This is a genomic window from Streptomyces fradiae, from assembly GCF_041270065.1.
Taxonomy (GTDB): domain Bacteria; phylum Actinomycetota; class Actinomycetes; order Streptomycetales; family Streptomycetaceae; genus Streptomyces.
Map to the genome: position 1 here is coordinate 4,112,808 of NZ_CP065958.1, position 24,449 is coordinate 4,137,256.

The 24,449-nt window shown below is 71.8% G+C and carries 24 protein-coding genes; 10 read left to right on the forward strand and 14 right to left on the reverse strand.

Annotation, left to right across the window (positions count from 1 at the left end; all coding sequences use genetic code 11):
• Window positions 1–5: 5 nt before the first annotated feature.
• From JAO84_RS18660 to JAO84_RS18675, 4 genes are all read left to right on the forward strand, one after another.
• The gene (locus tag JAO84_RS18660) at window positions 6–1,265 is read left to right on the forward strand and encodes a glycosyltransferase (protein WP_370413897.1); all 1,260 of its coding nucleotides are present in this window, start codon (window positions 6–8) and stop codon (window positions 1,263–1,265) included.
• Window positions 1,262–3,364: an ArnT family glycosyltransferase gene (locus JAO84_RS18665; RefSeq protein ID WP_370413898.1), complete on the forward strand. Its 2,103-nt coding sequence runs from the start codon at window positions 1,262–1,264 to the stop codon at window positions 3,362–3,364. Before JAO84_RS18660 ends, JAO84_RS18665 begins: the two co-directional genes overlap by 4 nt.
• 116 nt (window positions 3,365–3,480) lie before the next feature.
• Window positions 3,481–5,040 carry an MFS transporter gene (locus JAO84_RS18670; RefSeq protein ID WP_370413899.1) on the forward strand — a complete coding sequence of 520 codons (1,560 nt, stop codon included), beginning with the start codon at window positions 3,481–3,483 and terminating at the stop codon, window positions 5,038–5,040.
• A gap of 34 nt (window positions 5,041–5,074) precedes the next feature.
• A complete protein-coding gene (locus JAO84_RS18675; protein ID WP_370413900.1) occupies window positions 5,075–5,860 on the forward strand; it encodes a TetR/AcrR family transcriptional regulator in 786 nt (261 codons plus the stop codon).
• Window positions 5,861–5,947: 87 nt separating this feature from the next.
• Here JAO84_RS18675 and JAO84_RS18680 read toward each other — a convergent pair whose 3' ends face one another.
• Both JAO84_RS18680 and JAO84_RS18685 read right to left on the reverse strand, forming a co-directional pair.
• Window positions 5,948–7,543 (reverse strand): MDR family MFS transporter, encoded by a 1,596-nt coding sequence (locus JAO84_RS18680; RefSeq protein WP_370413901.1) that lies wholly within the window; start codon window positions 7,541–7,543, stop codon window positions 5,948–5,950.
• An 84-nt stretch (window positions 7,544–7,627) separates the two neighbouring features.
• Window positions 7,628–8,077, reverse strand: a complete 450-nt coding sequence (locus tag JAO84_RS18685) for a MarR family winged helix-turn-helix transcriptional regulator (protein WP_370413902.1) — start codon at window positions 8,075–8,077, stop codon at window positions 7,628–7,630.
• 213 nt (window positions 8,078–8,290) lie between these two features.
• Here JAO84_RS18685 and JAO84_RS18690 point away from each other — a divergent pair, with 213 nt between their 5' ends.
• Window positions 8,291–8,521, forward strand: coding sequence for a hypothetical protein (locus JAO84_RS18690; RefSeq protein WP_265861266.1), 231 nt, complete (start codon window positions 8,291–8,293; stop codon window positions 8,519–8,521).
• A 55-nt stretch (window positions 8,522–8,576) separates the two neighbouring features.
• Here the strand turns inward: JAO84_RS18690 and JAO84_RS18695 are convergent, their stop codons facing one another.
• The 5 genes from JAO84_RS18695 to JAO84_RS18715 form a co-directional block, all read right to left on the reverse strand.
• Window positions 8,577–8,855, reverse strand: a complete 279-nt coding sequence (locus JAO84_RS18695) for a type II toxin-antitoxin system RelE/ParE family toxin (RefSeq protein WP_370413903.1) — start codon at window positions 8,853–8,855, stop codon at window positions 8,577–8,579.
• A 5-nt stretch (window positions 8,856–8,860) separates the two neighbouring features.
• Window positions 8,861–9,142 (reverse strand): type II toxin-antitoxin system Phd/YefM family antitoxin, encoded by a 282-nt coding sequence (locus tag JAO84_RS18700; RefSeq protein WP_370413904.1) that lies wholly within the window; start codon window positions 9,140–9,142, stop codon window positions 8,861–8,863.
• Between the two features lie 62 nt (window positions 9,143–9,204).
• Window positions 9,205–10,431: a glycosyltransferase gene (locus tag JAO84_RS18705; RefSeq protein WP_370413905.1), complete on the reverse strand. Its 1,227-nt coding sequence runs from the start codon at window positions 10,429–10,431 to the stop codon at window positions 9,205–9,207.
• A 142-nt stretch (window positions 10,432–10,573) separates the two neighbouring features.
• Window positions 10,574–11,599 carry a hypothetical protein gene (locus JAO84_RS18710; protein WP_370413906.1) on the reverse strand — a complete coding sequence of 342 codons (1,026 nt, stop codon included), beginning with the start codon at window positions 11,597–11,599 and terminating at the stop codon, window positions 10,574–10,576.
• A 713-nt stretch (window positions 11,600–12,312) separates the two neighbouring features.
• Window positions 12,313–13,005, reverse strand: coding sequence for an alpha/beta fold hydrolase (locus tag JAO84_RS18715; RefSeq protein WP_370413907.1), 693 nt, complete (start codon window positions 13,003–13,005; stop codon window positions 12,313–12,315).
• Window positions 13,006–13,258: 253 nt separating this feature from the next.
• Between JAO84_RS18715 and JAO84_RS18720 the strand changes: the two genes are divergently transcribed.
• Window positions 13,259–13,600, forward strand: coding sequence for a DoxX family protein (locus JAO84_RS18720; RefSeq protein WP_370413908.1), 342 nt, complete (start codon window positions 13,259–13,261; stop codon window positions 13,598–13,600).
• A gap of 4 nt (window positions 13,601–13,604) precedes the next feature.
• Here JAO84_RS18720 and JAO84_RS18725 read toward each other — a convergent pair whose 3' ends face one another.
• On the reverse strand, window positions 13,605–13,721 hold the full coding sequence (locus JAO84_RS18725; RefSeq protein ID WP_370416804.1) for a DUF397 domain-containing protein: 117 nt from the start codon (window positions 13,719–13,721) through the stop codon (window positions 13,605–13,607).
• Window positions 13,678–14,625 (reverse strand): Scr1 family TA system antitoxin-like transcriptional regulator, encoded by a 948-nt coding sequence (locus JAO84_RS18730; RefSeq protein ID WP_370413909.1) that lies wholly within the window; start codon window positions 14,623–14,625, stop codon window positions 13,678–13,680. Before JAO84_RS18730 ends, JAO84_RS18725 begins: the two co-directional genes overlap by 44 nt.
• Before the next feature lie 135 nt (window positions 14,626–14,760).
• On the opposite strand from JAO84_RS18730, the gene JAO84_RS18735 reads away from it, so the two are divergent.
• From JAO84_RS18735 to JAO84_RS18745, 3 genes are read left to right on the forward strand one after another with little or no spacing between them, the layout of a single operon-like run.
• Window positions 14,761–15,189, forward strand: a complete 429-nt coding sequence (locus tag JAO84_RS18735) for a hypothetical protein (protein WP_370413910.1) — start codon at window positions 14,761–14,763, stop codon at window positions 15,187–15,189.
• Between the two features lie 49 nt (window positions 15,190–15,238).
• Entirely contained in the window at window positions 15,239–15,814 is a 576-nt protein-coding gene (locus tag JAO84_RS18740; protein ID WP_370413911.1) for a TetR/AcrR family transcriptional regulator, read from the forward strand.
• On the forward strand, window positions 15,811–16,644 hold the full coding sequence (locus tag JAO84_RS18745; RefSeq protein WP_370413912.1) for an alpha/beta fold hydrolase: 834 nt from the start codon (window positions 15,811–15,813) through the stop codon (window positions 16,642–16,644). The genes JAO84_RS18740 and JAO84_RS18745 overlap by 4 nt, the downstream gene beginning before the upstream one ends.
• On the opposite strand, the gene JAO84_RS18750 is transcribed toward JAO84_RS18745, so the two are convergent.
• The 5 genes from JAO84_RS18750 to JAO84_RS18770 form a co-directional block, all read right to left on the reverse strand.
• Window positions 16,625–17,377, reverse strand: a complete 753-nt coding sequence (locus JAO84_RS18750) for a hypothetical protein (RefSeq protein WP_370413913.1) — start codon at window positions 17,375–17,377, stop codon at window positions 16,625–16,627. The two genes, JAO84_RS18745 and JAO84_RS18750, sit on opposite strands and share 20 nt — an antisense overlap.
• A gap of 50 nt (window positions 17,378–17,427) precedes the next feature.
• A complete protein-coding gene (locus JAO84_RS18755; RefSeq protein WP_370413914.1) occupies window positions 17,428–18,477 on the reverse strand; it encodes an RNA polymerase sigma factor SigF in 1,050 nt (349 codons plus the stop codon).
• Between the two features lie 236 nt (window positions 18,478–18,713).
• A complete protein-coding gene (locus tag JAO84_RS18760; RefSeq protein WP_370413915.1) occupies window positions 18,714–19,586 on the reverse strand; it encodes an RNA polymerase sigma factor SigF in 873 nt (290 codons plus the stop codon).
• A gap of 192 nt (window positions 19,587–19,778) precedes the next feature.
• Window positions 19,779–20,078, reverse strand: coding sequence for a Dabb family protein (locus tag JAO84_RS18765; protein WP_265861253.1), 300 nt, complete (start codon window positions 20,076–20,078; stop codon window positions 19,779–19,781).
• A 9-nt stretch (window positions 20,079–20,087) separates the two neighbouring features.
• Window positions 20,088–20,252, reverse strand: coding sequence for a hypothetical protein (locus JAO84_RS18770; RefSeq protein ID WP_164986384.1), 165 nt, complete (start codon window positions 20,250–20,252; stop codon window positions 20,088–20,090).
• 360 nt (window positions 20,253–20,612) lie between these two features.
• On the opposite strand from JAO84_RS18770, the gene JAO84_RS18775 reads away from it, so the two are divergent.
• Window positions 20,613–24,392, forward strand: coding sequence for a hypothetical protein (locus JAO84_RS18775; protein ID WP_370413916.1), 3,780 nt, complete (start codon window positions 20,613–20,615; stop codon window positions 24,390–24,392).
• Window positions 24,393–24,449 lie beyond the last annotated feature (57 nt).

Genomic DNA, 24,449 nt, shown 5'->3' on the forward strand with positions numbered 1-24,449 from the left:
GTGTCATGCGAACGCTTCCCGCGCGGGAACACCTCCCGGTGGGCGCGGCCGGTCCCCGCCGGCCCGTCCTCGACGTGGTGATTCCCGTCTACAACGAGGAGAAGGACCTGGAGCCGTGCGTGCTGCGGCTCCACGACCACCTCTCCCGCACCTTCCCGTACGCCTTCCGGATCACGGTCGCCGACAACGCGTCCACCGACACCACCCCCCACGTGGCCCGGGCGCTCGCCGCCCGCCTCCCGGACTCCGTGCGCTCCGTGCGCCTGGAGGAGAAGGGCCGGGGCCGGGCGCTCCGTACGGTCTGGTCGGCGTCGGACGCCCCCGTCCTCGCGTACATGGACGTGGACCTGTCCACCGACCTCAACGCGCTCCTTCCGCTCGTCGCGCCGCTGATCTCCGGGCATTCCGACCTCGCGATCGGCTCGCGGCTCGCCCGCTCCTCCCGGGTGGTCCGCGGCCCGAAGCGGGAGTTCATCTCGCGGGCCTACAACCTGATCCTGCGCGGCTCGCTCGCCGCCCGCTTCTCGGACGCCCAGTGCGGTTTCAAGGCGATCCGGCGGGACGTGGCCGAACAGCTCCTCCCGATGGTCGAGGACACGGGGTGGTTCTTCGACACCGAGATGCTGGTGCTCGCCGAGCGGGCCGGGCTGAGGATCCACGAGGTGCCGGTGGACTGGGTCGACGACCCGGACTCGACCGTGCACATCGTCCGTACCGCCACCGACGACCTGAAGGGCGTGTGGCGGGTGGGGCGGGCGCTCGCGACCGGTTCGCTGCCGCTCGACCGGCTCGCCCGGCCCTTCGGCGACGACCCGCGCGACCGCGAACTGACCGGCGTACCGGGCGGGTTGGCCCGTCAGCTGGTCGGCTTCTGCGTGGTCGGCGCCCTCTCCACCCTCTTCTACCTCGTGCTCTACTCCCTCTTCCGGCTCGGCGTCGGCCCCCAACTCGCCAACGCCGCCGCGCTCCTCGTCTCCGCCGTCGCCAACACGGCCGCGAACCGCCGGCTCACCTTCGGCGTACGGGGCCGGGAGCGGGCCGCCCGCCACCAGGCGCAGGGGCTCGTCGTCTTCGCCATCGGCCTGGCCCTCACCAGCGGCTCGCTCCTCGCGCTCACCGCCGCGACCGGCGATCCGGCCCACTCCACCGAACTCGCCGTACTGATCGTCGCCAACCTGGCCGCGACCGTCGTGCGCTTCCTCCTCTTCCGCCTCTGGGTCTTCCCGGCCCCGGAGCGCTCCAACGGCACAAGGACCTCTCGATGACCTCCCCGAACGCGCTTGTACGTCTACGGCGCTCCTGGCGCGGGCGGACCGAGGACGCACCCTGGGTGCGCCCCGCCCTCCTCGGCCTGCTGCTCGCCACCGCCGCCCTCTACCTCTGGAACCTGAGCGCGAGCGGCTACGCCAACTCCTTCTACTCGGCGGCCGTGCAGGCCGGCGGCGAGAGCTGGAAGGCCCTCTTCTTCGGCTCGCTCGACTCCGCCAACGCCATCACCGTCGACAAGCCGCCGGCCGCGCTGTGGCCGATGGCGCTGTCCGTCCGGCTCTTCGGGCTCGGCTCGTGGCAGATCCTGGTGCCCGAGGTGCTGATGGGCGTGGCCACGGTCGCGGTCCTGTACGCGGCCGTCCGGCGCCGGTTCGGCGCGGGCGCCGGGCTCATCGCGGGCGCGGTCCTCGCCCTCACGCCGGTCGCCGCGCTGATGTTCCGCTTCAACAACCCGGACGCGCTGCTCGCGCTGCTGATGACCGTCGCCGTCTACTGCGTGCTCCGCGCCCTGGAGCTGGACAGGGGCGCGGGGCGGTGGCTGGTGTGGGCCGGGGTGGCGCTCGGGTTCGCGTTCCTGGCGAAGACCCTGCAGGCCTTCCTGATCCTGCCGGTCCTCGCCCTGGTGTACGTGGTGTGCGCGCCGGGCGGTCTGGGCCGCAGGCTCGGCCGGCTGGGCCTGGGCGGGCTCGCGCTGCTCGTGTCGGCGGGCTGGTGGGTGGCCCTGGTCGAGCTGTGGCCGAAGTCCTCCCGGCCGTACGTCGGCGGCTCGCAGAACAACAGCTTCCTTGAGCTGACCTTCGGCTACAACGGCCTGGGCCGCATCAACGGCAACGAGGTCGGGAGTGTCGGCGGCGGTGGTGCCCGGGGCGGCGGGGGGCGCATGACGATGGAGCTCCCGGCGGGTGTGGAGCTGCCGGGCGGCGCCGGTGGTCCGGGCGGCGGGCGCGGGGCCGGGGGCGGCGGCTGGGGTGAGACGGGCCTCGGCCGGATGTTCAGCGAGCAGATCGGCGGTCAGATCTCCTGGCTGCTCCCGGCCGCGCTGATCCTCCTCGTCGCCGGCCTCGTGGTCACCTGGCGGGCGGCGCGCACCGACACGGCGCGCTCGGCGTTCCTGGTGTGGGGCGGCTCGCTGCTCCTGACGACGGGCGTCTTCAGCTTCATGGCCGGCATCTTCCACGAGTACTACACGGTGGCGATGGCCCCGTACATCGCGGCTCTCATCGGCATGGGCGCGGCCGTGCTGTGGGAGGAGCGGGCGCATCTGCTCGCCTCGGCGGCGCTGGCCGGCACGGTCGCGGCGACGGCGGTGTGGGGCTGGGTGCTGCTCGGGCGTACGCCGGACTGGCTGCCGTGGCTGCGCTGGGCGGTGCTCGTCGCCGGGTGCGCGGCGGCCCTCGGGCTGCTGCTCGCGGGGCGGCTCGACCGGCGGTTCGGGCTCGCCCTGGCGGGCCTCGGTCTCGCGGCGGGGCTCGCGGGCCCCTTCGCGTACACCTTGGCGACGGTCGCCGACGGGCATCAGGGCTCGATCGTGACGGCGGGCCCGAGCGGCGCGGCGCGCGGCGGCCCCGGCGGCATGGGCGGCAACGGCCGGATGTTCGTCCTGTACGGGCCGGGGCCGGGGCCGGGCGGGGGGCAGGCTCCCGGGGGCCAGGTTCCGGGCGGCCGGGGCGGTCCGGGCATGGGCCAGACCCCCGGCGGTCCTGGTGAGAACCAGGGCGGTCCCGGCGGCGGCATGGGCGGTCTCCTCAACGGCGCGAGCGTCGGCACCGAGGCCAAGGAGAAGCTCCTCGCCGACGCCGACTCCTACACCTGGGTCGCCGCCGCCATCGGAGCCCAGAACGCGGCCAGTTACCAGCTCGCCACCGAGAAGCCGGTGATGGCGATCGGCGGCTTCAACGGCAGCGATCCGTCGCCGACCCTCGCGCAGTTCAAGCAGTACGTGGCCGAGGGGAAGATCCACTACTTCATCGCGTCCGGCGGCGGCATGGGCGGAGGAATGGGCGGCGGCAGCGAGATCTCGTCCTGGGTCGAGGAGACCTTCGAGAAGGTCACGGTCGGCAACGCCACGTTCTACGACCTGACCGGCAAGGCCTGACGAGCCTGGCCTGACCGGCCGAAAGCAGTCGGCCGAAAAAAATCCCTATACAGCGTACGAGGGCTCCTTTACGGTGTACGAGAACTGATCCTCGTACACCGTAAGGGAGTGTCTACATGACGGCGACGACCGCCGCGAACGACCAGGCCGCCCCCACCGGCGGCCACCCGCAGCGCTGGCTGATCCTCGGCGTCATCTGCCTCGCCCAGCTCACCGTGCTGCTCGACAACACCGTCCTCAGCGTCGCCATCCCGTCGCTGACCTCGGAGCTCCACGCCTCCACCAGCGACATCCAGTGGATGATCAACGCGTACTCGCTCGTGCAGTCCGGTCTGCTGCTCACCGCGGGCAACGCGGCCGACCGCTACGGGCGCAAGAAGATGCTCGCCATCGGTCTCGCGCTGTTCGGCCTGGGCTCGCTCACCGCCGGACTGGCCGACTCCACCGGGCAGTTGATCGCCGCCCGTGCGGGCATGGGCATCGGCGGCGCGCTGCTGATGACCACGACCCTCGCCGTCGTCATGCAGATCTTCGACGACTCGGAGCGGGTCAAGGCCATCGCGCTGTGGGCCACGGTCGGTTCGCTCGGCTTCGCGGCCGGGCCGCTGATCGGCGGCGCGATCCTCAACCACTTCTGGTGGGGAATGATCTTCCTGATCAACATCCCGGTGGCCGTGATCGGCCTGGTCGCCGTCCTCAAGCTGGTCCCCGAGTCGAAGAACCCGCAGGGCGAGCGCCCCGACATGGTGGGCGCCCTGCTGTCCACCATCGGCATGACCTCCGTCGTGTACGCGATCATCACCGGCCCGGAGCACGGCTGGATCTCCGCCCAGGTCCTGCTCCCGGCGGTGCTCGGCATCCTCGTCCTGGGCGCCTTCGCGCTGTGGGAGCTGCGCGTCCCGTACCCGATGCTCGACATGCACTTCTTCCGCAACCAGAAGTTCGTGGGCGCGGTGGCCGGCGCGATCCTGGTGATGTTCGGCATGGGCGGTTCGCTGTTCCTGCTGACCCAGCACCTGCAGTTCGTGCTCGGGTACGAGCCGCTGGAGGCGGGTCTGCGGATGGCGCCGCTCGCGCTGACCGTGGTCGTCCTCAACATCTCCGGTGTGGGCCCGCGGATCGTGATGAAGCTCGGCACGCCGCTCACCGTCGCGGTCGGCATGACGCTGGTGGCGGGCGGTCTCACCTCGATCGCGCTGCTCGGCGGAGGCACCGAGGGCACCTACTGGGGCATGCTGCTCGGCCTGGTCCTGATGGGCATCGGCCTCGCGGTCTCCAACCCGGCCATGGCCAACGCGATCATGAGCGCCATCCCGCCGGAGAAGGCCGGTGTCGGCGCCGGTGTGAACGGCACCCTCGCGGAGTTCGGCAACGGCCTCGGCGTCGCCGTCCTCGGCGCGGTCCTCAACGCGCGCTTCGCCGCCCTCGTCACCGTCACCGCGACCTCCCTGCCGGCCGCGCTTGCCGCGGCGGGCAGCGACGCCGAGCGCGGGCAGATCTCCGACGCCTTCGCCACCGGTCTGCAGACCAGCCAGGTGGTCGGCGCGATCGCCGTCTTCGCCGGCGGTCTGCTCGCGGCGGCCCTGCTCCGGCGCGCCGAGCGGGCCGAGGCCCGTCCGGCCGCCGCACCGGCCGCGGAGCCGGTGGAAGCGGCCCGCATACCGGCTGCTGAATAGCATGGGAGGAACGACGGACAGGCGGAGGAGCGCGATGGTCAAGGCAGCCGACAGGGCCAAGAATCCGGCGCGTTCCAGCGTCTGGCTGGAGAGTCGGGCCGCCCGCAGCGGCGGCGGCCCGACCGGGCTCGACCGGGCCCGGATCGTCGGCACCTCGATCAAGATGCTCGACGACGAGGGTCTGGCCAAGCTGTCCATGCGCAAGCTGGCGACCGAGCTGAACGTCACCGCGATGTCCCTGTACTGGTACGTGGACACCAAGGACGACATCATCGAGTACGCCGTCGACACCTGCTACGGCGAGGTCGACCTGGGCGCGGTCGACGCCGCCGGCGACTGGCGGGAGCGGATCCGCGTCCTCGCCCAGGACTACCGGCAGATGCTGGTGCGGCACCCGTGGATGTCGCCGTGCGCCGGTCAGTACCTGAACATCGGCCCGCACGCGATCGCCGTCGGGACCAAGATCCAGGAGGCGATCCGGGACACCGGACTGCCGATCTCCCGCCAGCCGAGCGCGATGTCGGCGGTCTTCCAGTTCGTCTACGGCTACGGCACGATAGAGGGCCAGTTCGGCCGGGTCGCGCAGCAGGCCGGGATGTCGCAGGACGCCTTCTACAACGACTCGATCAAGGCCTTCCGCGAGGACGAGCAGTTCATGGGCGCCCTGGACGGGATGACCGAGATCCTCGACGAGCGGGCCTCGCACGGCAGCGTCGACGAGATCTGGGACCGCGACTTCGACTACGCGCTCGACGTGCTGATCGCGGGCATCGAGGTCATGGTCGAGCGCAGCCGTACGGAACAGGCCTCGGACGCATGACGGAGCGGCGGGCCGTCCCCTGCCCGCCGCTCCGTTCCGTACCCGGCCGCGCCTCCGCTCGAAGCGCGCCCGGGAGTCCTGTGGCCGTTACTTGGCGACCTTGTCGGTCACCTCGTCGGCCTTCACCGTGGTGTTGCTCTTCAGCGCGACCTCCTTGATGAACAGGGTCACGAGGAAGGCGAGCAGCGCGAAGGGCGCCGAGTAGAGGAACACGTCGCCCACGCCGTGGCCGTACGCGCTCTCCATGACCGTACGGATCGGGGCCGGCAGCTTGTCCATGTCGGGGATGCCGCCGCCCTGGCCCATGGCCGCCGCGGCCTTGGGGCCGAGCTCGGTCAGGCCGTCCTTGACGTAGTCGGTGACCCGGTGGGCCATGATCGCGCCGAGCGCCGAGACACCGATCGCACCGCCGAGGGAGCGGAAGAAGGTGACCGTGGAGGAGGCGGCGCCGAGGTCGGAGGGGGCGACCTGGTTCTGGGTGCAGAGGACCAGGTTCTGCATCATCATGCCGAGGCCGAGGCCGAGGACCGCCATGAAGATCGCGATGTGCCAGTACTCGGTGTCGTAACGGATCGTGCCGAGCAGGCCGAGGCCGCCGGCGGCAAGGGCGCCGCCGCTGACCAGCCAGGCCTTCCAGCGGCCGGTCTTGGTGATGATCATGCCGGAGACCGTCGAGGAGACGAACAGGCCGCCGATCATCGGGATGGTGAGGACGCCGGACATGGTCGGCGACTCGTTGCGGGCCAGCTGGAAGTACTGGCTGAAGAAGACCGTGCCGGCGAACATCGCGACGCCGACGAAGAGGGAGGCCGTGGAGGCGAGCGTGATCGTGCGGTTGCGGAACAGGCGCAGCGGGATGATCGGCTCGGCGGCGCGGGACTCGATGAGGAGGAACAGGGCGCCGAGGAGGACGGAGCCGCCGACCATGGCGACGGTCTGCCAGGACATCCAGTCGTACTTGTCGCCGGCGAAGGTGACCCAGATGAGGAGCAGGGAGACGGCGGCGCTGATGAAGAAGGCGCCGGCCCAGTCGACCTTGACCTGGCGCTTCACGACGGGGAGCTTGAGGGTCTTCTGCAGGACGAACAGCGCGATGAGCGCGAAGGGCACGCCGACGTAGAAGCACCAGCGCCAGCCGAGCCACTCGGTGTCGGTGATGACGCCGCCGAGCAGCGGGCCGCCGACGGTGGCGACGGCGAAGACGGCGCCGAGGTAGCCGCTGTACCGGCCGCGCTCACGCGGGGCGATCATGGCGGCCAGGATGATCTGGGAGAGGGCGGTCAGACCGCCGACGCCGATGCCCTGGACGACGCGGCAGGCGATGAGCATGCCGGTGTTCTGGGAGAGACCGGCGACGACCGAGCCGGCGACGTAGATGATCAGGGCTATCTGGACCAGGAGCTTCTTGGAGAAGAGGTCCGCGAGCTTGCCCCAGAGCGGGGTGGTCGCCGTCATCGAGAGGAGGGCGGCGGTGACGACCCAGGTGTAGGCGGACTGGCCGCCGCCGAGGTCGGTGATGATCTGCGGGAGGGCGTTGGAGACGATCGTCGAGGACAGGATGGCGACGAACATGCCGAGCAGGAGCCCGGACAGCGCCTCCATGATCTGCCGGTGCGTCATCGGGGCGCCGGAGCTGTCGGCCCGGGCCTCCCGTGCACCCGTGGCAGGTGCGGTGGTAGCCATGAATTTCCTTTGCGTGAAGTCGTCGCGGTCGTCGGTCGTCGGTCGTCGTCGGTCGTCGCGGTCGGGCGTCGGTCGCGGCCGGCGTCAGTCGCGGGCGTGGTGGGCCCGGCAGTCCCCGAAGGAGTCGCGGAGGCGGGCGAGGAGAGTGGTCAGCCGGGCGACGTCGTCGTCGGACCAGTCCGCCAGGTGGCGGGCGAAGGCATCGGTGACCCGCTGGTCGAGCTCGCCGAGCATCGCCTCGCCCTGGTCGGTCAGCCGCAGGATCCGGGAGCGCTTGTCGTCGGGGTCGGGCAGTCGCTCGACCCAGCCGTGGTCCACGGTGTGCGCCACGTGACGGCTGCACACGGACATGTCGACGGCCATCAGTTCGGCCAGCCGGCTCATCCGCATGTCGCCGTGGTGCTTGATGAGGGCGAGCACCGCCGCCGCTCCGCCCTGGCACTGGACGGGCAGCGCGCGGGCGAGGCCGCGCTTGACGGCGCCGATGGCGCTCACCGCGCGGGCGAGTTCCTCGTACCGGTTCAGCGTCTGCATCGAGGCGTCTCCATCGATCTTGTTGCTTAGAGCAACCATAGAGATGGATGGTTGCTTCAGGCAAACTAATTCGGTCAAAGCAGCCTAAAGAATCGGCAAAGCGGAAGCCGGACGCGGGTACGGGCACAGAACCGGCGGTCGGGTGAGTGCCCTGTGAAACCCCCTGCGCCCCACTGGACCCGGAGGGGGCCGGGTTCGCTAGGGTCTGGAGCCATGGCACACAACCCCCAAGCACCGTACGGCCAGGGCCCGGCGAACGACGGCGGCTACGACCCCGCCGGCAGCACGCAGATGTTCCGCGCCTTCGTCGACGAGGGCACCCCGCAGCGCCAGCAGCAGCACCAGACCGCCGCGCCGTCCTCCGGCCCCCGCGTCGGCGTGATCGTCGGCGTGATCGTCGCGATCGCCGTCCTGGCGGGCGTGGCCTGGCTGGCGCTGGGCTGACAGCCGCGCATGTCGGCCGGCGGGTGAAGCCGACGGTCCCTGTGCGCGGGGACCGTCACATGTCGCGGTAGACGTCCCGCCGGTGCCCGACGGTCAGGACCCAGACGACGAGGACGCCGTTCTCCAGCGTGTAGACGACGCGGTAGTCGCCGACGCGGAGGCGCCAGCGGGAGTCGTGTCCCTGGAGGGGCTTGATGTCGAAGCCCGAGGTGTCAGCCTCCGTGAGCGCCTTCTGGAGCTCGGTGAGGCGGTAGAGAATGCGCAGGGCCTCGGCGCGCGGGGTCTTCAACAGATCCCGCTGAGCGTGAGGCGTGAACCGAGTGACGTACCCCATGCCGGTCAGGCGTGATGGGTGCGAAGGAGCGCGGCCATCTCTTCGAGGGACAGGGAGCCCTCTTGTCCCTCGGCCTCGGCCTCGTCCGCCAGCCTGTTCAGCCAGGCGTCCTCGGTCGCCTCGGCCAGCCGCGTCAGGCGCCGATACTCCTCGATGTCGATCACGACCGCTTCCTGCTTTCCGCGGCGCGTGATGATCGTGGGGGTCTCTTCTCGATGGGCGCGGTCGAGTACGTCCGCCAGCTGGCTGCGGACCTCGGCCATGGAGGCGATCACAGGCTCAGTCATGCAGTCAATGTAGCAGCTGTAGCAGATGTACATCTGCTACAGCTGTGGTGGGGATGCCGTCATCACGCCGGTTCGCCGAAGCCGTCGAGGAGCAGTTTCGCGGTCAGCTCGGCCCCGTCGGTACGGATCCGCCCCGCGAGCTTCCGCGCCGCGGCGCCGGTCTCCGGCGCGAGGGCGGCGGCCAGGGCGGCCGACAGGGAGGCGACGCTCGGCACCGGGCCGTCGTGGGCGGCGCCGACGCCCAGAGCGGCCACCCGGCTCGCCCAGTACGGCTGGTCCACCAGCTGCGGAACCACCACCTGGGGCACACCGGCCCGGGCGGCCGTCGTGGTCGTGCCCGCGCCGCCGTGGTGGACCACCGCCGCGACCCGGGGGAACAGCGCCTGGTGGTTGGCCTCGCCCACCGCGAGGCAGTCGTCGGCGTCGTCGATCAGCCCGAGCTCGGCCCACCCCCGCGACACGAGCACCCGACGCCCCTGTCCCCGTACCGCCTCGATCGACACCCGCGCCGCGTCGGCCGACCCCTGCATCGACATGCTGCCGAACCCCACGTACACCGGCGCCTCCCCGGCCCGCAGGAACGCCTCCAGATCATCCGGGAGCGGGCGCTCGTCCGGCTGGATCCACGCACCCGTCTGTACGACATCGAGCTCGGCCGGCACCTCCCACGGCCCCAGCACCGGATCCGCCGCGAGCAGCGGCCGCCCACCGATCGCGTAGTCGCGGACGCTCGCCGTCGGAGCCAGCCCGACCGACGCGCGGAAGGCGGTGAGCCCCGGACCGTAGACCGCGTTCTGCCCCTCGACGTCCAGCTCCCACAGCGTCCGGTTGTCGGTCACGCCCTCCGGCAGCGGACGGCCCGGCAGCGGATACGGCGGGTGGTGCGGCGACGGCAGCATGCCGGGGAAGTACGACACGTATGCGTACCGCAACCCCAGCTTCCCCGCCGCCGACCGTGCCCCGGCCACGGCCGGGAACAGCCCGGTCGCGACCACCACGTCCGCCCCCTCACCGGCCAAGGCCACCGCCTCGTACTGCGCCGCCGCCACCATCGTCACCCGCTCGGTCATCGACGGCGCCGCCCCGCCGTTCGCCCCGGCCACCAACGCCCGGATCGACAACCGCACCGGCACGAACTCCACCCCGACCCCGGCCAGCCGCCCGGCGAACTCCTCGTCCTCCGGCGCACACACCCGCACCTCGGCCCCCAGCCCCCGCAGCGCCCCCGCCAGCGCCACCATCGGCTCGACGTCCCCCCGCGACCCGTACGACGACAGCACCACTCGCATGCCGCTTCCCCCTCAGTCCGACCAGCAACGGTCGCCGATTCTGCGCCACCGAGGGGGCCTTGCCGCAAGACCCCCCGTGCGCTATACGTTGACCATGGCGAGGAGCGGACTCCTCGCCTTTCGCATTTCCCGTAGCCGCTCCTCATGGGCGAGGAGCCCAAGGGTCGTCGGACCGCGCGGGATGGGGCTGTTCGGGATGAAGCATCTTCCGCACACAGCGCCGCAGTCCCGTCTCCCCGGACCCGCCGGCTGCGGCCATCCAGGGCAGGACCTCCATGGCGTCGGCCAACTCCTCGGTGGCGAGGTCGTCGACCGCCACGCGCAGGTGGTCGGGGGCGGGGTCATCGGTGAGGCAGAGCCAGCCGATCGCGGCGGCCAGTCGGACCTCGGACACCTGTGCCCGTTCCCGCCACAACTCTCGCATCCACGCGGTGGTCGGCGGGTGGGGGTGCGAGCGGGCGGATTCGGCGAGGGCGAGGACGAGGGCGGCGCGGACGATCGGGTCCCGCTCGACGGCGAACCGGGCGAGGAAGGCGCGATCGACCGTCCTGTCGGCAGCGGTGGCCAGGGTGTAGGCGGCGAGGGTCCGGATCGCGGGGTCGGGGTCGTCGAGAAGGGGCTGCAGGAGGGCGGCGTCGGCGGTGATCGCGGCCCGGGCGGCGGCGACCGACCAACCCGCCGGATAGCCGCTCACCTCGACGCCGTAGCCGTCGTAAAGGTCGTCGTACCGGGTGAGGCCGCGATGGAGCAGCAGTTCGTCGCGAGAGGCGATGCCGAAGTAGCGGGCGCGGGCCGGGCAGGAGATCTCGCCAAGAGCGTCGACACGACGAGGGTGGCCGGTGTCGGCGGCGATCCGGATCAGGAACGGCACGCCGAGCGCGGCTGCGGCCCGCATGTCGTTGGCACACATGCCGCCCACCACGCCCGCCCCGGCTTCAACGGGCGAGTCGCCGGTATGCAGCTGGCGCACGGCATCCCTCACGCGCTGGCCCTGCGGGAAGTGTTCCCACGGCACTTCGTCGAGCAGGAACCCGTCCTTGGCCTCGGGCCGGATGCCGGCCACCACCGCCCGCACGTCGAACGGCCCGCCCGCGAACGAGGACAGCTCCGCCCCGTCCACCAGTGCCCGACACATCGCGAACGTCGGATCGGTCCGCCAGTCGCCCACGTCACCCCACCCCACCCCTGAGTCCGACCGGAACCGATCCTGCCCGAGAGGCCAGCCGCTTCCGAAGCCGCCGTGTCGAACGGCGTGCAAAGTCGGTTGGGAACGCGCTGGGATCGCCTCACCAGTCACACGAGCCTCACTCGCCCCAACCTGGCCGGGGATTCCGGACTTTGCATCATCGGGAGGCCGTAGGCGGCACTGGAGCCTTGGGGCGGGCGAACGCGCGGCCTGCTGTACGGTGTCAGCTTCCGCCGAGCGCACGCCGTAGCAGGCCCTTGGCCGGAGGCTGGGCGGCCGGGGTTTCGTGCTCGTGTTCCAGCTCTCCGACGGAGATCCGTACGTGGCTCTTGAACGTGGTGGGCGACTTCATTTCGTTCGCTCAGTGAGAGCGGCTGACCTCCACGAGCCATCCCCGACAACCCCAACCGCGAACCGAGCCCCCACCCACCGGCCCGCCATCCGCCTACGGCGGCCGGCCGATACCCGGGGCTTTTCGCGTGGCCGGGCCCCCGGCCGCCCTCCGAGTGTGAAAAGGCCCCCGGAGGCGCCGGGTCAAGGGTGGGCGCAGCCCATCGCGGAGCGACGCCGGAGGCGCCCTTGAGGCGGTGGTGGAGGGGGCCACACTCGGGGAGAGGGCGGCCGCACCAGAAGCTTGGTGGGGGCTCGGGCCGGAGGGCCTCAAGTTGCCGGGCCGGGGCTCGGGGCAGGCAGACCTAGGCTGCTGCGGCGACGGCGTCGGCCGCCTTGCGGATGAGGTCGAGGACGACCTTGGGCTGGGAGAGCATCGGGACGTGGCTGCTGTTCACCTCGACGGTGGTGGCGCCCATGCGCTGGGAGACGAAGCGCTGCAGGTCGGGGTGGACGGCGTGGTCCTGGAGGGTGAGGAGGTACCAGGTGGGGTGGGACTTCCAGGCGGGGTTGTCGGTGGTGGCGGCGAGGATCTCCCCGCGAGGGGCGCCCTGGGTCGCCCAGACCAGCTGCTGGTCCTCCGGGGACAGGTCCCCGCAGAAGTAGGAGATGCCGTCCCGGGCGATCCAGATCCGCCCGTTCTCCTCCTGGAGGTTGGAGAACAGTTCGGGCGTGGGGAACTGGCCGATCTGTTCCTGGGCGCTCTCGCCGGCCTCCGGGCTGAGCGCCGCGATGTAGACGAGCCCGGCGACCTTGTCGTGGTTGCCGGCGGCGCTGATGACGAACCCGCCCCAGGAGTGCCCGACGAGGATCGCCGGCCCGCTCACCCGGTCCAGGGCGCGGTGGACGGCGTCGACTTCGCCCTCCAGCGAGTCGAGGGTGTTCTGCGCGGAGATCACCTCGTGGCCCTCGCTCTGGAGGGTGGGGATCACCTTGCTGAAGCAGGAGCCGTCGGCCCACAGGCCATGGGCAAAGACGATGCTGGGCTTCGACGCCATCGGGTACGTTCCTCCGCTCGGCACGGACGGTTGCTCGGTCCGCACGTCTGACTGGTCGCCCCCAGTCCACATCCGGAACCGCCCGCCTGCACCCGGGGCGGCCCGGCCGAGCGACCACGCAGAGTGGCGACACCTTCAGAGTGTGGCTACAAAGAGTTATTCATGCGGTCAGCGGTCACACGTACCGCCCGAGCGGTGTCAGTGCAGTGCGAGCGCGGGAAACGCCCGTCGCCGCACGAGCGAGGAGCCAGAGATGTCCACCACCGCCACCGTCGTGACCGCCGTCGCCGCCTTCATGGCCGGGTTCTCCGGCGCGGCGATCTTCTTCCGGGCGAAGTTCGTCGTCGAACCGCTCGCGGAGTACGGCGTCCCGCGCTCCACCTGGAACCTGCTCGGCGCCGCCAAGCTGGCCGGCGCGGTGGGGCTCCTCGTCGGGTACGCGATCCCGGCGATCGGTATCGCCGCCGCGATCGGACTCGTCCTGTACTTCGCGGGCGCGGTCATCACGGTCCTCCGCGCCCGCGCGTACGGACACGTTCCGTTCCCGCTGATCTACATGGCCCCGGCGGTCGCCGTCCTGGCGCTGGCGGCGTGACGATTCACAGGCTGTGGACGAACGTCGCCCATGCGGCGCGGTCGAAGACGACAGCAGGGCCCTCCGGGGCCTTGCTGTCACGTACGGGGACGAGGTCGGGGAATCCGGGGGCGACTTCGATGCAGTTTCCGCCGTTGTCCCCGCTGTAGCTGCTCTTGATCCAGATCGCCGCGCTCAGATCGTGCCGTTCCATGATGCCCGTACCCTTCCATCAAGTCGCTGATCAGCGTGGCGGATTCGCGGGCAGACAGAGCGTCAGCCCTCAGCCCATGATAGGTCCGGGCGTGCCGCGCCAAGGCGGCTGGATCATCGCTGAAGTGGCCGCTGTCGAGCGATTCCGAGTAGATCCATTCGTGCCCGTCAGACAGGCTGATCAGTGACATCGACGTGTTGGGACGGTGCAGTTCCGCGTCCTGGAACGGTGCCACCTGGACGAAGACGTTGGGGAGTCTGCCGACGTGCAGCAGGTGGGCGCACTGGGTGCGCATGACATCGGCCCCACCGATCACGGTCTGCAGACAGCTCTCGTCCAGTACGACGGTGTACAGCGGGCCGTCCTCCGAAAGGAAGCGTTGCTGGCGGCTCAACCTGGCACGTACGCGTTCGTCCAACTCCTCGCCGCTGATGGCGCGAGCGAACAGGGCATGTGCGTACTCCGGTGCCTGGAGCAGGCCAGGCATGACCCCAACCTGGTACTCGTGCAGGGCCACCGCCTTCGCGTCCATCTCCGCCCGCCGCTCGAACCAGTCCGGATGCTGCACCTCCGGGTACCAGTCGATCCGCTCCCACAGGTGGAATAACTTCTGCCCCGTCCCCAGCACCCTGTCGCACGCCTTCGCGAACGTGTCCGTCGGCACCCGTTTCGCCGCTTCCACCTTCGCCACCTGCGACCGGTCGCACGGCACCTGCCGCGCCAACGCCTCCTGCGTCAGGCCCGCTGACTCCCTGTAGTGCCTGAGCAGTTCGCCGAACATCTCCGCCGTCGTCGCGGGCTCCACGCCCGCCTTCCCGCCCCGCTCGATCATCCGAACTCCCCCTCGTGACAGCAGCCCTTGCCACGCGATCAGCGTTGTGGCCGCCCTCTCCATTGAGCAACGCTGGGAGCACACAGAGTAATCGCCCGATCGGGTGATCGAGTGGGTCATGGGAGGAACGGCGACATGGCAGGGTGCACGGGCGGCGGCGGCAGCGCGTACGAGGGGCCGGAGCGGGGGGACTTTCTGTATGACGTGGTGGCGCGGAAGGTGGGGGAGTACCGGGGGTCGGCCGGGCCGTACGCGATGTTGCGGCCGATCGGAGGCGGGCGGGAGTGGCAGGCGGATCCGGAGAAGGTGCGGCCGGCCACGCGGGACGAGCGGATCACCGCCGGGGTGCGGGCCGTGAACGAGCGGGCGAGCGCGGCGTACGAGCTGATGCGCCCGCCCGCGCCCGTTCCGAGCTGCGCCGAGTGCGACGAGCTCGCGGTCTCCCGGGCCGCCGCCCGGGAGCGGTTCGACTGGAGCGCGGAGACCGACGCGAACGTCCTCCTCCGCCGTCACCAGGCCGACCTTCATCCACTCCGGGAAAATCCCGTGCCCCCGCTTACCTAGGGGTGTTAGCTTTCTTCCTAGGAATCCTAGGAAGGAGCCCCCGCGAGCCATGGTCCGAGCCGGAATCACCCCCGACCTCCTCGTCCGCGCTGCCGCCGAACTGGCCGACGAGGCCGGGGGGATCGAGAAGGTCACCGTCTCGGCGCTCGCGCGCCGCTTCGGAGTCAAGGACGCGAGCCTGTACTCGCACATCAAGAACCTCCGCGATCTGCGCGTCCGGCTCGCCCTCCTCGCCTCGCACGAGATGAACGAGGCCATCGGCGCCGCCGTGGCCGGCCGCTCCGGGCGGGACGCGCTGGTCGGCTTCGCCGACGCCTACCGGGACTACGCCCTCGCCCACCCCGGCCGGTACGCGGCCACCCAGCAGCGGATCGAGCTCGACGAGGTCCAGGACACCGCCGTCTTCCAGCGGGCGGTCGAGCTGACGTACGGGATGTTGCGCGGCTACGGCCTCGGCGAGCCCGACCTCACCGACGCGGGACGCCTTCTCCGTGCCACCTTCCACGGGTTCATCCACATCGAGCTGAGCGGCGGCTTCCAGCACACCCGGCCCGTCGCCGCCTCCTGGGCGCGCTCGCTCGACGCCCTGCACACCACACTCGAGAACTGGGGGAGCCAGAAATGAACGACATCGGCCATGTGAAGGTGCCCGGCGCCACCCTCCGCTACGAATCCCGCGGCAGCGGGCCCGTCCTCCTCCTCATCCCCGGCGGCGCGGGCGACGCCGGGCTGTTCGAGGGGATGGCCGACCAGCTCGCGGACGCCGGGCACACCGTGGTCTCGTACGACCAGCGCGGGCTCTCGCGCAGCCCGCTGGACGGGCCGCTCGCCGACCAGCGGGTCGAGGAGTGGGGTGCGGACGCGCTCGCGGTCGTGGACGCCGTCACACCCGACCAGCCCGCGTACGTCTTCGGCAGCAGCTCCGGCGCCATCGTCGGCCTCGCGCTGCTCGCCGCCCGGCCCGACCGGGTGCGCCGGCTCGTCGCCCACGAGCCGCCGCTCGTGGAGCTGCTCGCCGACCCCGCCCCGTACCGCGACCACTTCGCCGAGGTGCGCGAGCTGCACCGTACGAAGGGGCTCGCGACGGCCATGGCCCGGTTCGCGGAGACGCCGGACGGACGGAAGCCCGAGAGGGAGCACGAGTCGGCCGAACTGCCGCCCTCCATCCGGCCGATGGCCGCCCGCATGGGGGCCAACATGCCCGTCTTCCTGGAGCACGTGCTCTGCCCCTTCTCCTCCTCCGCACCCGACCTCGACGGGCTGCGCGCCGCCGCCGGGAAGTTGATCCTGGGCGTCGGGCGGGAGTCGGCGGGTCAGGAGGCCCTGGTCGGTCCGTCCCGGCGGATCGCGGAGCTGACCGGGGCGGAGATCATCGAGTTCCCTGGCGGGCACGTCGGCTGCGTCGAGCACCCGGAGGAGTTCGCGGAGCTGCTGCTCACTGCCATGCGGCCGTGACCTTCTGCGTGTCCACGTGCATGCCGAGCGGCACCCGCCACGAGTCCACACAGACGGTGTACGTCTGGGTGCGGGTGGCCCCGGCCTGGATCGGGGCGGGGAGTGACTGGCTCGACGTGAGGGTTGCCCAGTCGATGCCGAGCGCGCCGATGACGTGTGTGGCGAAGGTGACCGTGCCCGAACGGGCCGCCGTGCCACCGGTGTTGCGGAAGGTGAGGGTGACGTTCTCGCACCAGCGCTTGTCGGTGTCGGTGAGTACGGGCGCGGAGAGCGTGAGCAGGGCGGGCTCGGGAGCCGGCGCCGGGGGTTTGGTGGGCGGCGGCGCCGTGGTCGTCGGCGCGGGGGCCGGCGCTGACGTCGTCGGCGGCTTCGCGGGCGTCGCGGGCGTGGTCGCCGGGTTTCCCGGGGTACGGGGCGGGGCCGGCGCGCCGCTGACCGGGGGCGGCGCCGTGGCCGTACCGCCCGGCACCGTACCCGTACGACTTCCTGTGCCGCCCGACGGTCGTGGCGACGGGCGGGAGGTGCTGGAGGTGAGGTCCGGGCCGGTGGCCTTCGGGTCCAGGGGGACGAGGGTGACCGTGCCGGAGGGCGGCACCGCGCCCTTGGGGCCGGACTGGCCGGCGCCGACCGCCGCGTAACCCTCGCCGTCGTCGCTGCCGCCGCACGCGGTCAGCGCCCCGCCGAGGCAGAGCGCGACCACCACAAGTCCCGGCTGTCGCTTCCGTCGCCACATGGCGTCAGTGTGTCTGACCCTGTGTCAGCGAGGAAGGGAAACGCGGAACTTCAGTCCGCGATCAGGCCCTCGCGCAGCTGCGCCAGCGTCCGCGTAAGCAGCCGGGACACGTGCATCTGCGAGATGCCGACCTCCTCGCCGATCTGCGACTGGGTCATGTTGGCGAAGAAGCGCAGCATGATGATCTGCCGCTCCCGGGGCGGGAGTTTGGCGAGCAGCGGCTTCAGCGACTCGCGGTACTCGACGCCCTCCAGGGCCGTGTCCTCGTAGCCGAGGCGGTCGGCGAGGGAGCCCTCGCCGCCGTCGTCCTCGGGGGACGGGGAGTCGAGGGAGGAGGCGGTGTACGCGTTGCCGACGGCGAGGCCGTCGACCACGTCCTCCTCCGACACCCCGAGCACCGCGGCGAGTTCGGGCACCGTCGGGGAGCGGTCGAGCTTCTGCGAGAGCTCGTCGCTGGCCTTGGTGAGGGCGAGCCGCAGCTCCTGGAGCCGGCGCGGCACGCGCACCGACCACGAGGTGTCGCGGAAGAAGCGCTTGATCTCGCCGACGACGGTCGGCATGGCGAACGTCGGGAATTCCACGCCGCGTTCGCAGTCGAAGCGGTCGATCGCCTTGATCAGGCCGATGGTGCCGACCTGGACGATGTCCTCCATCGGCTCGTTGCGGGAGCGGAAGCGGGCCGCCGCGTAGCGCACGAGGGGGAGGTTGAGCTCGATGAGGGTGTCGCGGACGTAGGTCCGCTCGGGGCTGTCCGCGGCGGCGCCCTCGTCGTCCAGGGCGCGCAGCCGCAGGAAGAGGGAGCGGGAGAGGGTGCGGGTGTCGAGGGCCTCCGGCGCGACGGCGGGCTGTGTGACGGCGTTCTCCGCGACGGGAGTTGAGCCCGTGGCCGGGTCGGCGGCCACGTCCGTCGTGGTCGCGTCCGTGGTCGCGTCCGTCCTGGCCACCTCCGTCGTGCCCGCCAGGTCCGGCGTGGCCTCGGCCGTCGTTACGCCCTCCGCCGTCGAGCGGTCGGCGGCGGTCGGCGCCGTCGTCTGCGTGGGCATGGGCGTGAGCGTGGGCGTGAGCGTGAGCACCTTCGAGCTGCCCTGTTCTGCGGACATGCCACCCCCTTTGAGGTCGCGGACGGTCGTGGTGGCCACGACCATCTGAGGAACGCAGCCTCCACCTGAATACCGGAGGCGGGGCTGCGCCAAACGCGGTTCCAGCAGAATGTCACATGTCGGCAACGCGCTGTAGTGACTTGTCGACATGACGCCGGTGAATATCCGCAGGAAACAAGGGGTGTGCGGCATTTGGGATGGTGCAAAACCGCCCGGAAACGGTCTACCCGTTCTGGTTACGCCTCGATCCGATTTGCGGATCTCAATCGGGCGAAGCTGCGGGCGAGGAGCCTTGACACGTGCATCTGCGAGACACCGAGCTCCTGGCTGATCTGAGACTGGGTCAGGTTGCTGTAGTAGCGCAGCATCAGGATCCGCTGCTCGCGCTCGGGGAGCTGGACGAGCAGATGCCGTACGAGATCGCGGTGTTCGACGCCGGCGAGCGCGGGGTCCTCGTACCCGAGGCGGTCGAGCAGGCCGGGCAGCCCGTCGCCCTCCTGGGCCGCCTCCAGGGAGGTGGCGTGGTAGGAGCGGCCGGCCTCGATGCAGGCGAGCACCTCGTCCTCGCCGATCTTGAGGCGTTCGGCGATCTCGGCGGTGGTGGGGGACCGGCCGTGGGCCGTGGTCAGGTCCTCGGTGGCGCCGTTGACCTGGACCCACAACTCGTGGAGCCGGCGCGGGACATGGACGGTGCGGACGTTGTCCCGGAAGTAGCGCTTGATCTCGCCGACGACGGTCGGCATCGCGAAGGTCGGGAACTGGACGCCGCGGTCCGGGTCGAAGCGGTCGATCGCGTTGATCAGGCCGATGGTGCCGACCTGGACCACGTCCTCCATCGGCTCGTTGCGGCTGCGGAAGCGGGCGGCGGCGTAGCGGACGAGGGGGAGGTTGGCCTCGATCAGGGCCCCGCGGACGCGGTGGTGCTCGGCGGTGCCCGGCTCCAGCTTCTTGAGCTCGCCGAAGAGCACCTGGGTGAGGGCGCGGGTGTCGGCGCCGCGGGTGCTCTGGGGGCGGGGGCGCGGGGGTTCCGGGGGGTGGGGAGCCGTCTCCGCGGGCCCGGCCTCGTTCTGGGGCTGGGGCGGGACTTGAGGCGCTGCACTGGCCGGCACGTTCACGCCACCCCTTCACGTCAACTTCGGTCGACTCATCCGTCAAAAGCGGTCATAGCATCACAAGACATGTCCACTGTGTGCAAGCACCGCATAGCGACGTGTTGGGGGTGGGCGTGCGGGGTAAGCATTCGGGCCCCCCGCCGGTGTCGGCGAGGGGCCCGAATGGGGGGCGAAGCGTTGGCGAGGAGGTCAGCCCTCGATCTCGTAGTCGGCGATGACCCACGTGGAGAACTCGCGCCACATGCCCACGCCCGCCTGGTGCGCGGGGTGGTCCAGGTAGCGCTGCAGGGCGTCGCGGTCGGCGACGGCGGAATTGATGGCGAAGTCGTACGCGATCGGCCGGTCGGTGATGTTCCAGTCGCACTCCCAGAACTTCAGCTCCGGAATCTGCGTACCGAGGGCGCGGAAGGCCTCGACGCCGGCGACGACGCGCGGCTCGTCGCGCTGCACGCCGTCGTTGAGCTTGAAGAGGACCAGATGGCGGATCACTGTCGTCTCCTAATTCACGAGCTCGGTCATGAACTGACCCACTCCTTGAGCGGCGCTCGATATTCCCTCGAACCCTACCTGGACGAGGTCCGCCGCCCGGGCCGGGGACGTGATGATCGTGTACAGCACAAAGACCACGACCGCATAGAGCGCGATCTTCTTCGCCTGCGCCATCCGTCTGCCCTCCCCTAGAGCCGCCCCTGAGCGGTCGCCGAGTCTAGCCGAGCCGTTGTTTGCACGGCCTTTATGGACCAAGGGCCCGTGGATCGGGGTCTTTCGCCGACCCCCGGAAGGGTGGCGGAGGCGCAGGATGGATGTCGAGCCCGGCGGATCTGGCAGGAATCCGCGGGGCTGAGGAACCGGCCCTCACTGCGGGGTCCCGCGCCGCGAGCTTCCCCCTGACTGCGGCGCAGGACTTGCAGGGACGGTTCTCATCGGGGGGAGCGGCTTGTCCCCCCGATGCCGCTCCCCCCGGCCGAACCCCTCCGGCGCAGCCCTTTATGCATGGCATGTGCATGGCTACGCTGCGGATGTGTGACGAGCACTCCTGAGGACGACGAGTCCGAGTACGGATACGGGAGCGGGGAGCCCGCCCGCGCGTACGCCTCCGGCCGCGACATGTACGTCGCCGAGGGCGACTTCCACCTCTACGTCCAGGACCCCGACGGCTCCGAGACGCACCTCACCGACGGGCCGGTCACCGATGACGACTGCCCCTACCCCGGACTCGCCGCCTTCACCGCCGACCGGGCCGACCACTACTTCGGCCGCACCCGGCTGCGTACCGAACTCTGCGAACGGCTCGCCGAGTGCCATGCCGCCCGCACCCCGCTGGTCGTCGTCGCCCCCTCCGGCGCCGGCAAGACCTCGCTGCTCCAGGCCGGTCTGTGGCAGGACCTCGACCGCGCCCGCGTCCCGGTGCCCGGCGCGCGCCACTGGCCCCGGCTGCTGGTCACCCCTACGGCCCACCCCGTACGGGAACTGACCGCCCGGCTCGCGGAACTCGACGCCCTCCCGGACCCGGACGTCGACTCAGCCGATTTAGGTGAGCTCACCCGGCACTTACGGAGGAAGCTCGGCCCCGGCGGGCGCGTCCTGCTCGTCGTCGACCAGGCCGAGGAACTCTTCACCCTCTGCACCGACCCCGCCGAACGACAGGCCTTCACCGATCTCCTCGCCCGTCTCGCCGACCCGGGCGGAAGGGACACCGCCCCACTCGCCCTCGTCGTGCTCGCCCTGCGCGCCGACTTCTACGCCCACTGCGCCGAGCTGCCCTGGCTGCGCGCCGCCGTCCAGAACGGGCAGCTGCTCCTCGGCCCGCTGTCCCGCGAGGAACTCCTCGACGCCATCCGCCTGCCCGCCCGCGCGGCCGGCCTCCGGCTGGAACCCGGCCTTGTCGACCTCCTCGTCTCCGACTTCGGCGCCCGCCGCGGCCTCGTCGAGCCCGGCGCGCTCCCGCTGCTCGCGCACGCCCTGCGCGCCACCTGGCAGAACCGGCAGGGGCGGCTGCTCACCGTCGCCGGCTACACCGGCACTGGTGGGGTTGCGCACGCCCTCGGCAACAGCGCCGAGCAGGTGTACGAGGGGCTCGACGCGGCCGCCCAGCGCATCGCCCGGCGGCTCTTCCTCGGCCTGGTCGCCATCGGCGAGGACGGCGGTGAGGGCGGCCGTGACGGTGGCGGCTCCGGCGATGTCGGATCCGGCGGCGTCCTGGCCGACGGGCGGCGGCGGATCCGTCGCGACCAGCTGCTCGCCGGGGTGCCGGACCGGGAGGCGGCCGAGGAGGTCCTCGCCGCGTTCACCGCGCGCCGGCTCCTGGTCCAGGAGCGCGAGACGGTCTCGCTCACGCACGAGGCGCTGCTCACCGCCTGGCCCACCCTGCACGGCTGGATCAACGACGACCGGCCCCGCAACCTGCTCCTCCAGGACCTCGACGCCGCCGCCCGCTCCTGGCACGGCGCCGGCCGCGAGCCCGACGCGCTCTACCGGGGCAAGCCGCTCGACCGGGCCCTGGAGGCGGCGCCCGAGCCGTCGGACCCGGCCGAGGACGACCTGCTGCGGCGGGACTTCCTGAACGCCTCCGTCCGGCTGCGGAGACGTTCGGTACGGAAGCAGCGCCGGCTCGTCGCGGTCCTGGTCGCCCTCGCGCTGGTCGCCGGGACAGCGGCCTTCCTCGCCGTGCGCCAGAGCGGCACGGCCGAGACGGAACAGCGCGCCGCGCTCGCCGCCCGCATCACCGCCCAGGCCGACGGCCTCCGCACGGCGGACCCGGCGCTCGCGGTCCGGCTCGACCTGGTGGCGCACCGGCTGGCGCCGCGGCCGGCCACGACGATGAACCTGTACGCGGACGCCAACGCGGTGCTGCCGCGGCAGCTGGCCGGGTTCCGGCGCCAGGTGCTCGACACGGCCTTCCGCCCGGACGGCCGGGTGCTCGCCGCGGTGGATGTCGGGGGTGTGGTCAGGCTATGGGACGTCGCCGATCCGGCCCGGCCGCCCAGAGAGCTCGGTATGCCGCTCAAAGGCTGGATCGGGGGCGAGGTCGGGTTCAGTCCGGACGGCAGACTCCTCACCGCCACCTCCCCCTGGCGTTCGGCCGAGCTGTGGAACGTCACCGATCCTGCCCGGCCCGTCCGCGTCGAGCTGCCGCTCGGCACGGCCAGCCGTGGCGGAGGCACGCTCGCCTTCGCCCTCGACGGCCGCACCCTCTTCGGCAGCAGCCCCCAGGGCCGGATGCTCGCGTGGAACGTGACCGACCCGGCGCGCCCTGTGCTGCTGCCCCGCTCGCCCCTTCCCGTGAACGGCGCCCCCAGGGCCTTCGGCCCGGACGGCCGCACTCTTGCCGGGACCAGCGGCGACTCCACCGTACGGATCTGGGACCTGGCCCACCCAGACCGCGCGCCCGCCGCCCTCGTACCGCCGAACGCGAGGGACACGCACCACCAGGTGGCGTACCGGCCCGACGGGCGCTATCTCGCGCTCTCCAACGGCAACCAGGTGTGGGTCTGGGACCTCGCCGACCCCGCCCGACCGCAGCGGATGCGCTACTACCTGCCGACCGCCGGGCCCGACGCCAACTCTCTGGCCTTCAGCCCGGACGGGCAGACGCTCGCCGTCGCCGACACCGCCCGGACCGTACGCCTGTGGAGCTTCGCCGACCCGGCGGCCCCCAAGGGGCGGCCGTCCCTGCCCATGCCCCCGTCCTCCGCCCGGGGACTGGCGTTCGCGCCGGATGGGCGCACCCTGGCCGCCGGCACGGACACCGGGCCCATCATGCTCTGGCGCCTGCCGGACGCGGGTCTCCCACCCGCCGCGTACGACACCCGGACGCTCGCCTACGCCCCGGACGGGCGGCGCCTCGCCACCGGCGACGGCGACGGCACGGTCCGCCTGTGGAGCCTCGGCGATCCGACCGATCCAGCCCGTCGCTCCCGGGTCGTCGGCACCCTGTCCGCCGGTACGGGAGAGGTGGCTGCCCTGGCCTTCGGGCCGGACGGGCGCACCCTCACCGTGGGCTCATGGGACGACGACCGTGTCTCCCGCTGGGACCTCACCGACCCCGCCCGGCCCAGGCGGCTCGCAGAACGTGCCGTCGAGGCCGGCGAGCGGGCGCCCGCGCTCAGTCCTGACGGGCGCACCGCCGCCGTACAGGGAAAGGACGGGGTGGCGGTGTGGGACCTGGCGGGTGACCCGGTGTCCGACCGGCCGTTGAAGACCGGTGACGGCAGGGTCGAGTCACTCGCCGTCAGCTCCGGCGCGCGCGTCATCGGAGTCGGGCACAACGACGGCGACTTCTCGCTGTGGACGGGCACCGGGCCGTCCCCGGTCGTCCGGGTGCCGGGCATCGACCCTGGCCTGGTGGCCCCGCAGGTCCTGGCGCTCTCCGCGGACGGGCGGTCGCTCGCCAAGGCCGACCACGCCACCCTCACCACCTGGGACCTCGCCGATCCGGCGCGACCGGTCGCCCGTGGCTCCGTCACCGGCGGCGGTGACGTGGAGTCCCTGGCCTTCGGCCCGGGTGGCGGCGTGCTCGCGGTGGGGGACGCCGACGGCGCGGTCCGCTTCGCCGACCCGGCGAACGCCACGGCCCTCACCCGCCCGCTGTCCGGCGGCGTCGGCCCGGTCACCGCCCTCGCCTTCGCCCCCGACGGCCGCACCCTCGCCGCGGGCGGGCCCGGCCTGCCCGTACGGGTCTGGTCCACGGACCCGCAGGCCGCGGCCCGTTGGATCTGCGCGAGCACCGACGTCCTCACCCCGGCCCAATGGGCCCAGTACGTCCCGGGATTGCCCTACGACCCGCCCTGCCGCGAGGAATGAGGAGGGCTGAGGAGGGCTGAGGAGGCATGAAAAAACCTCCCCGAACCGCGTTTCCGC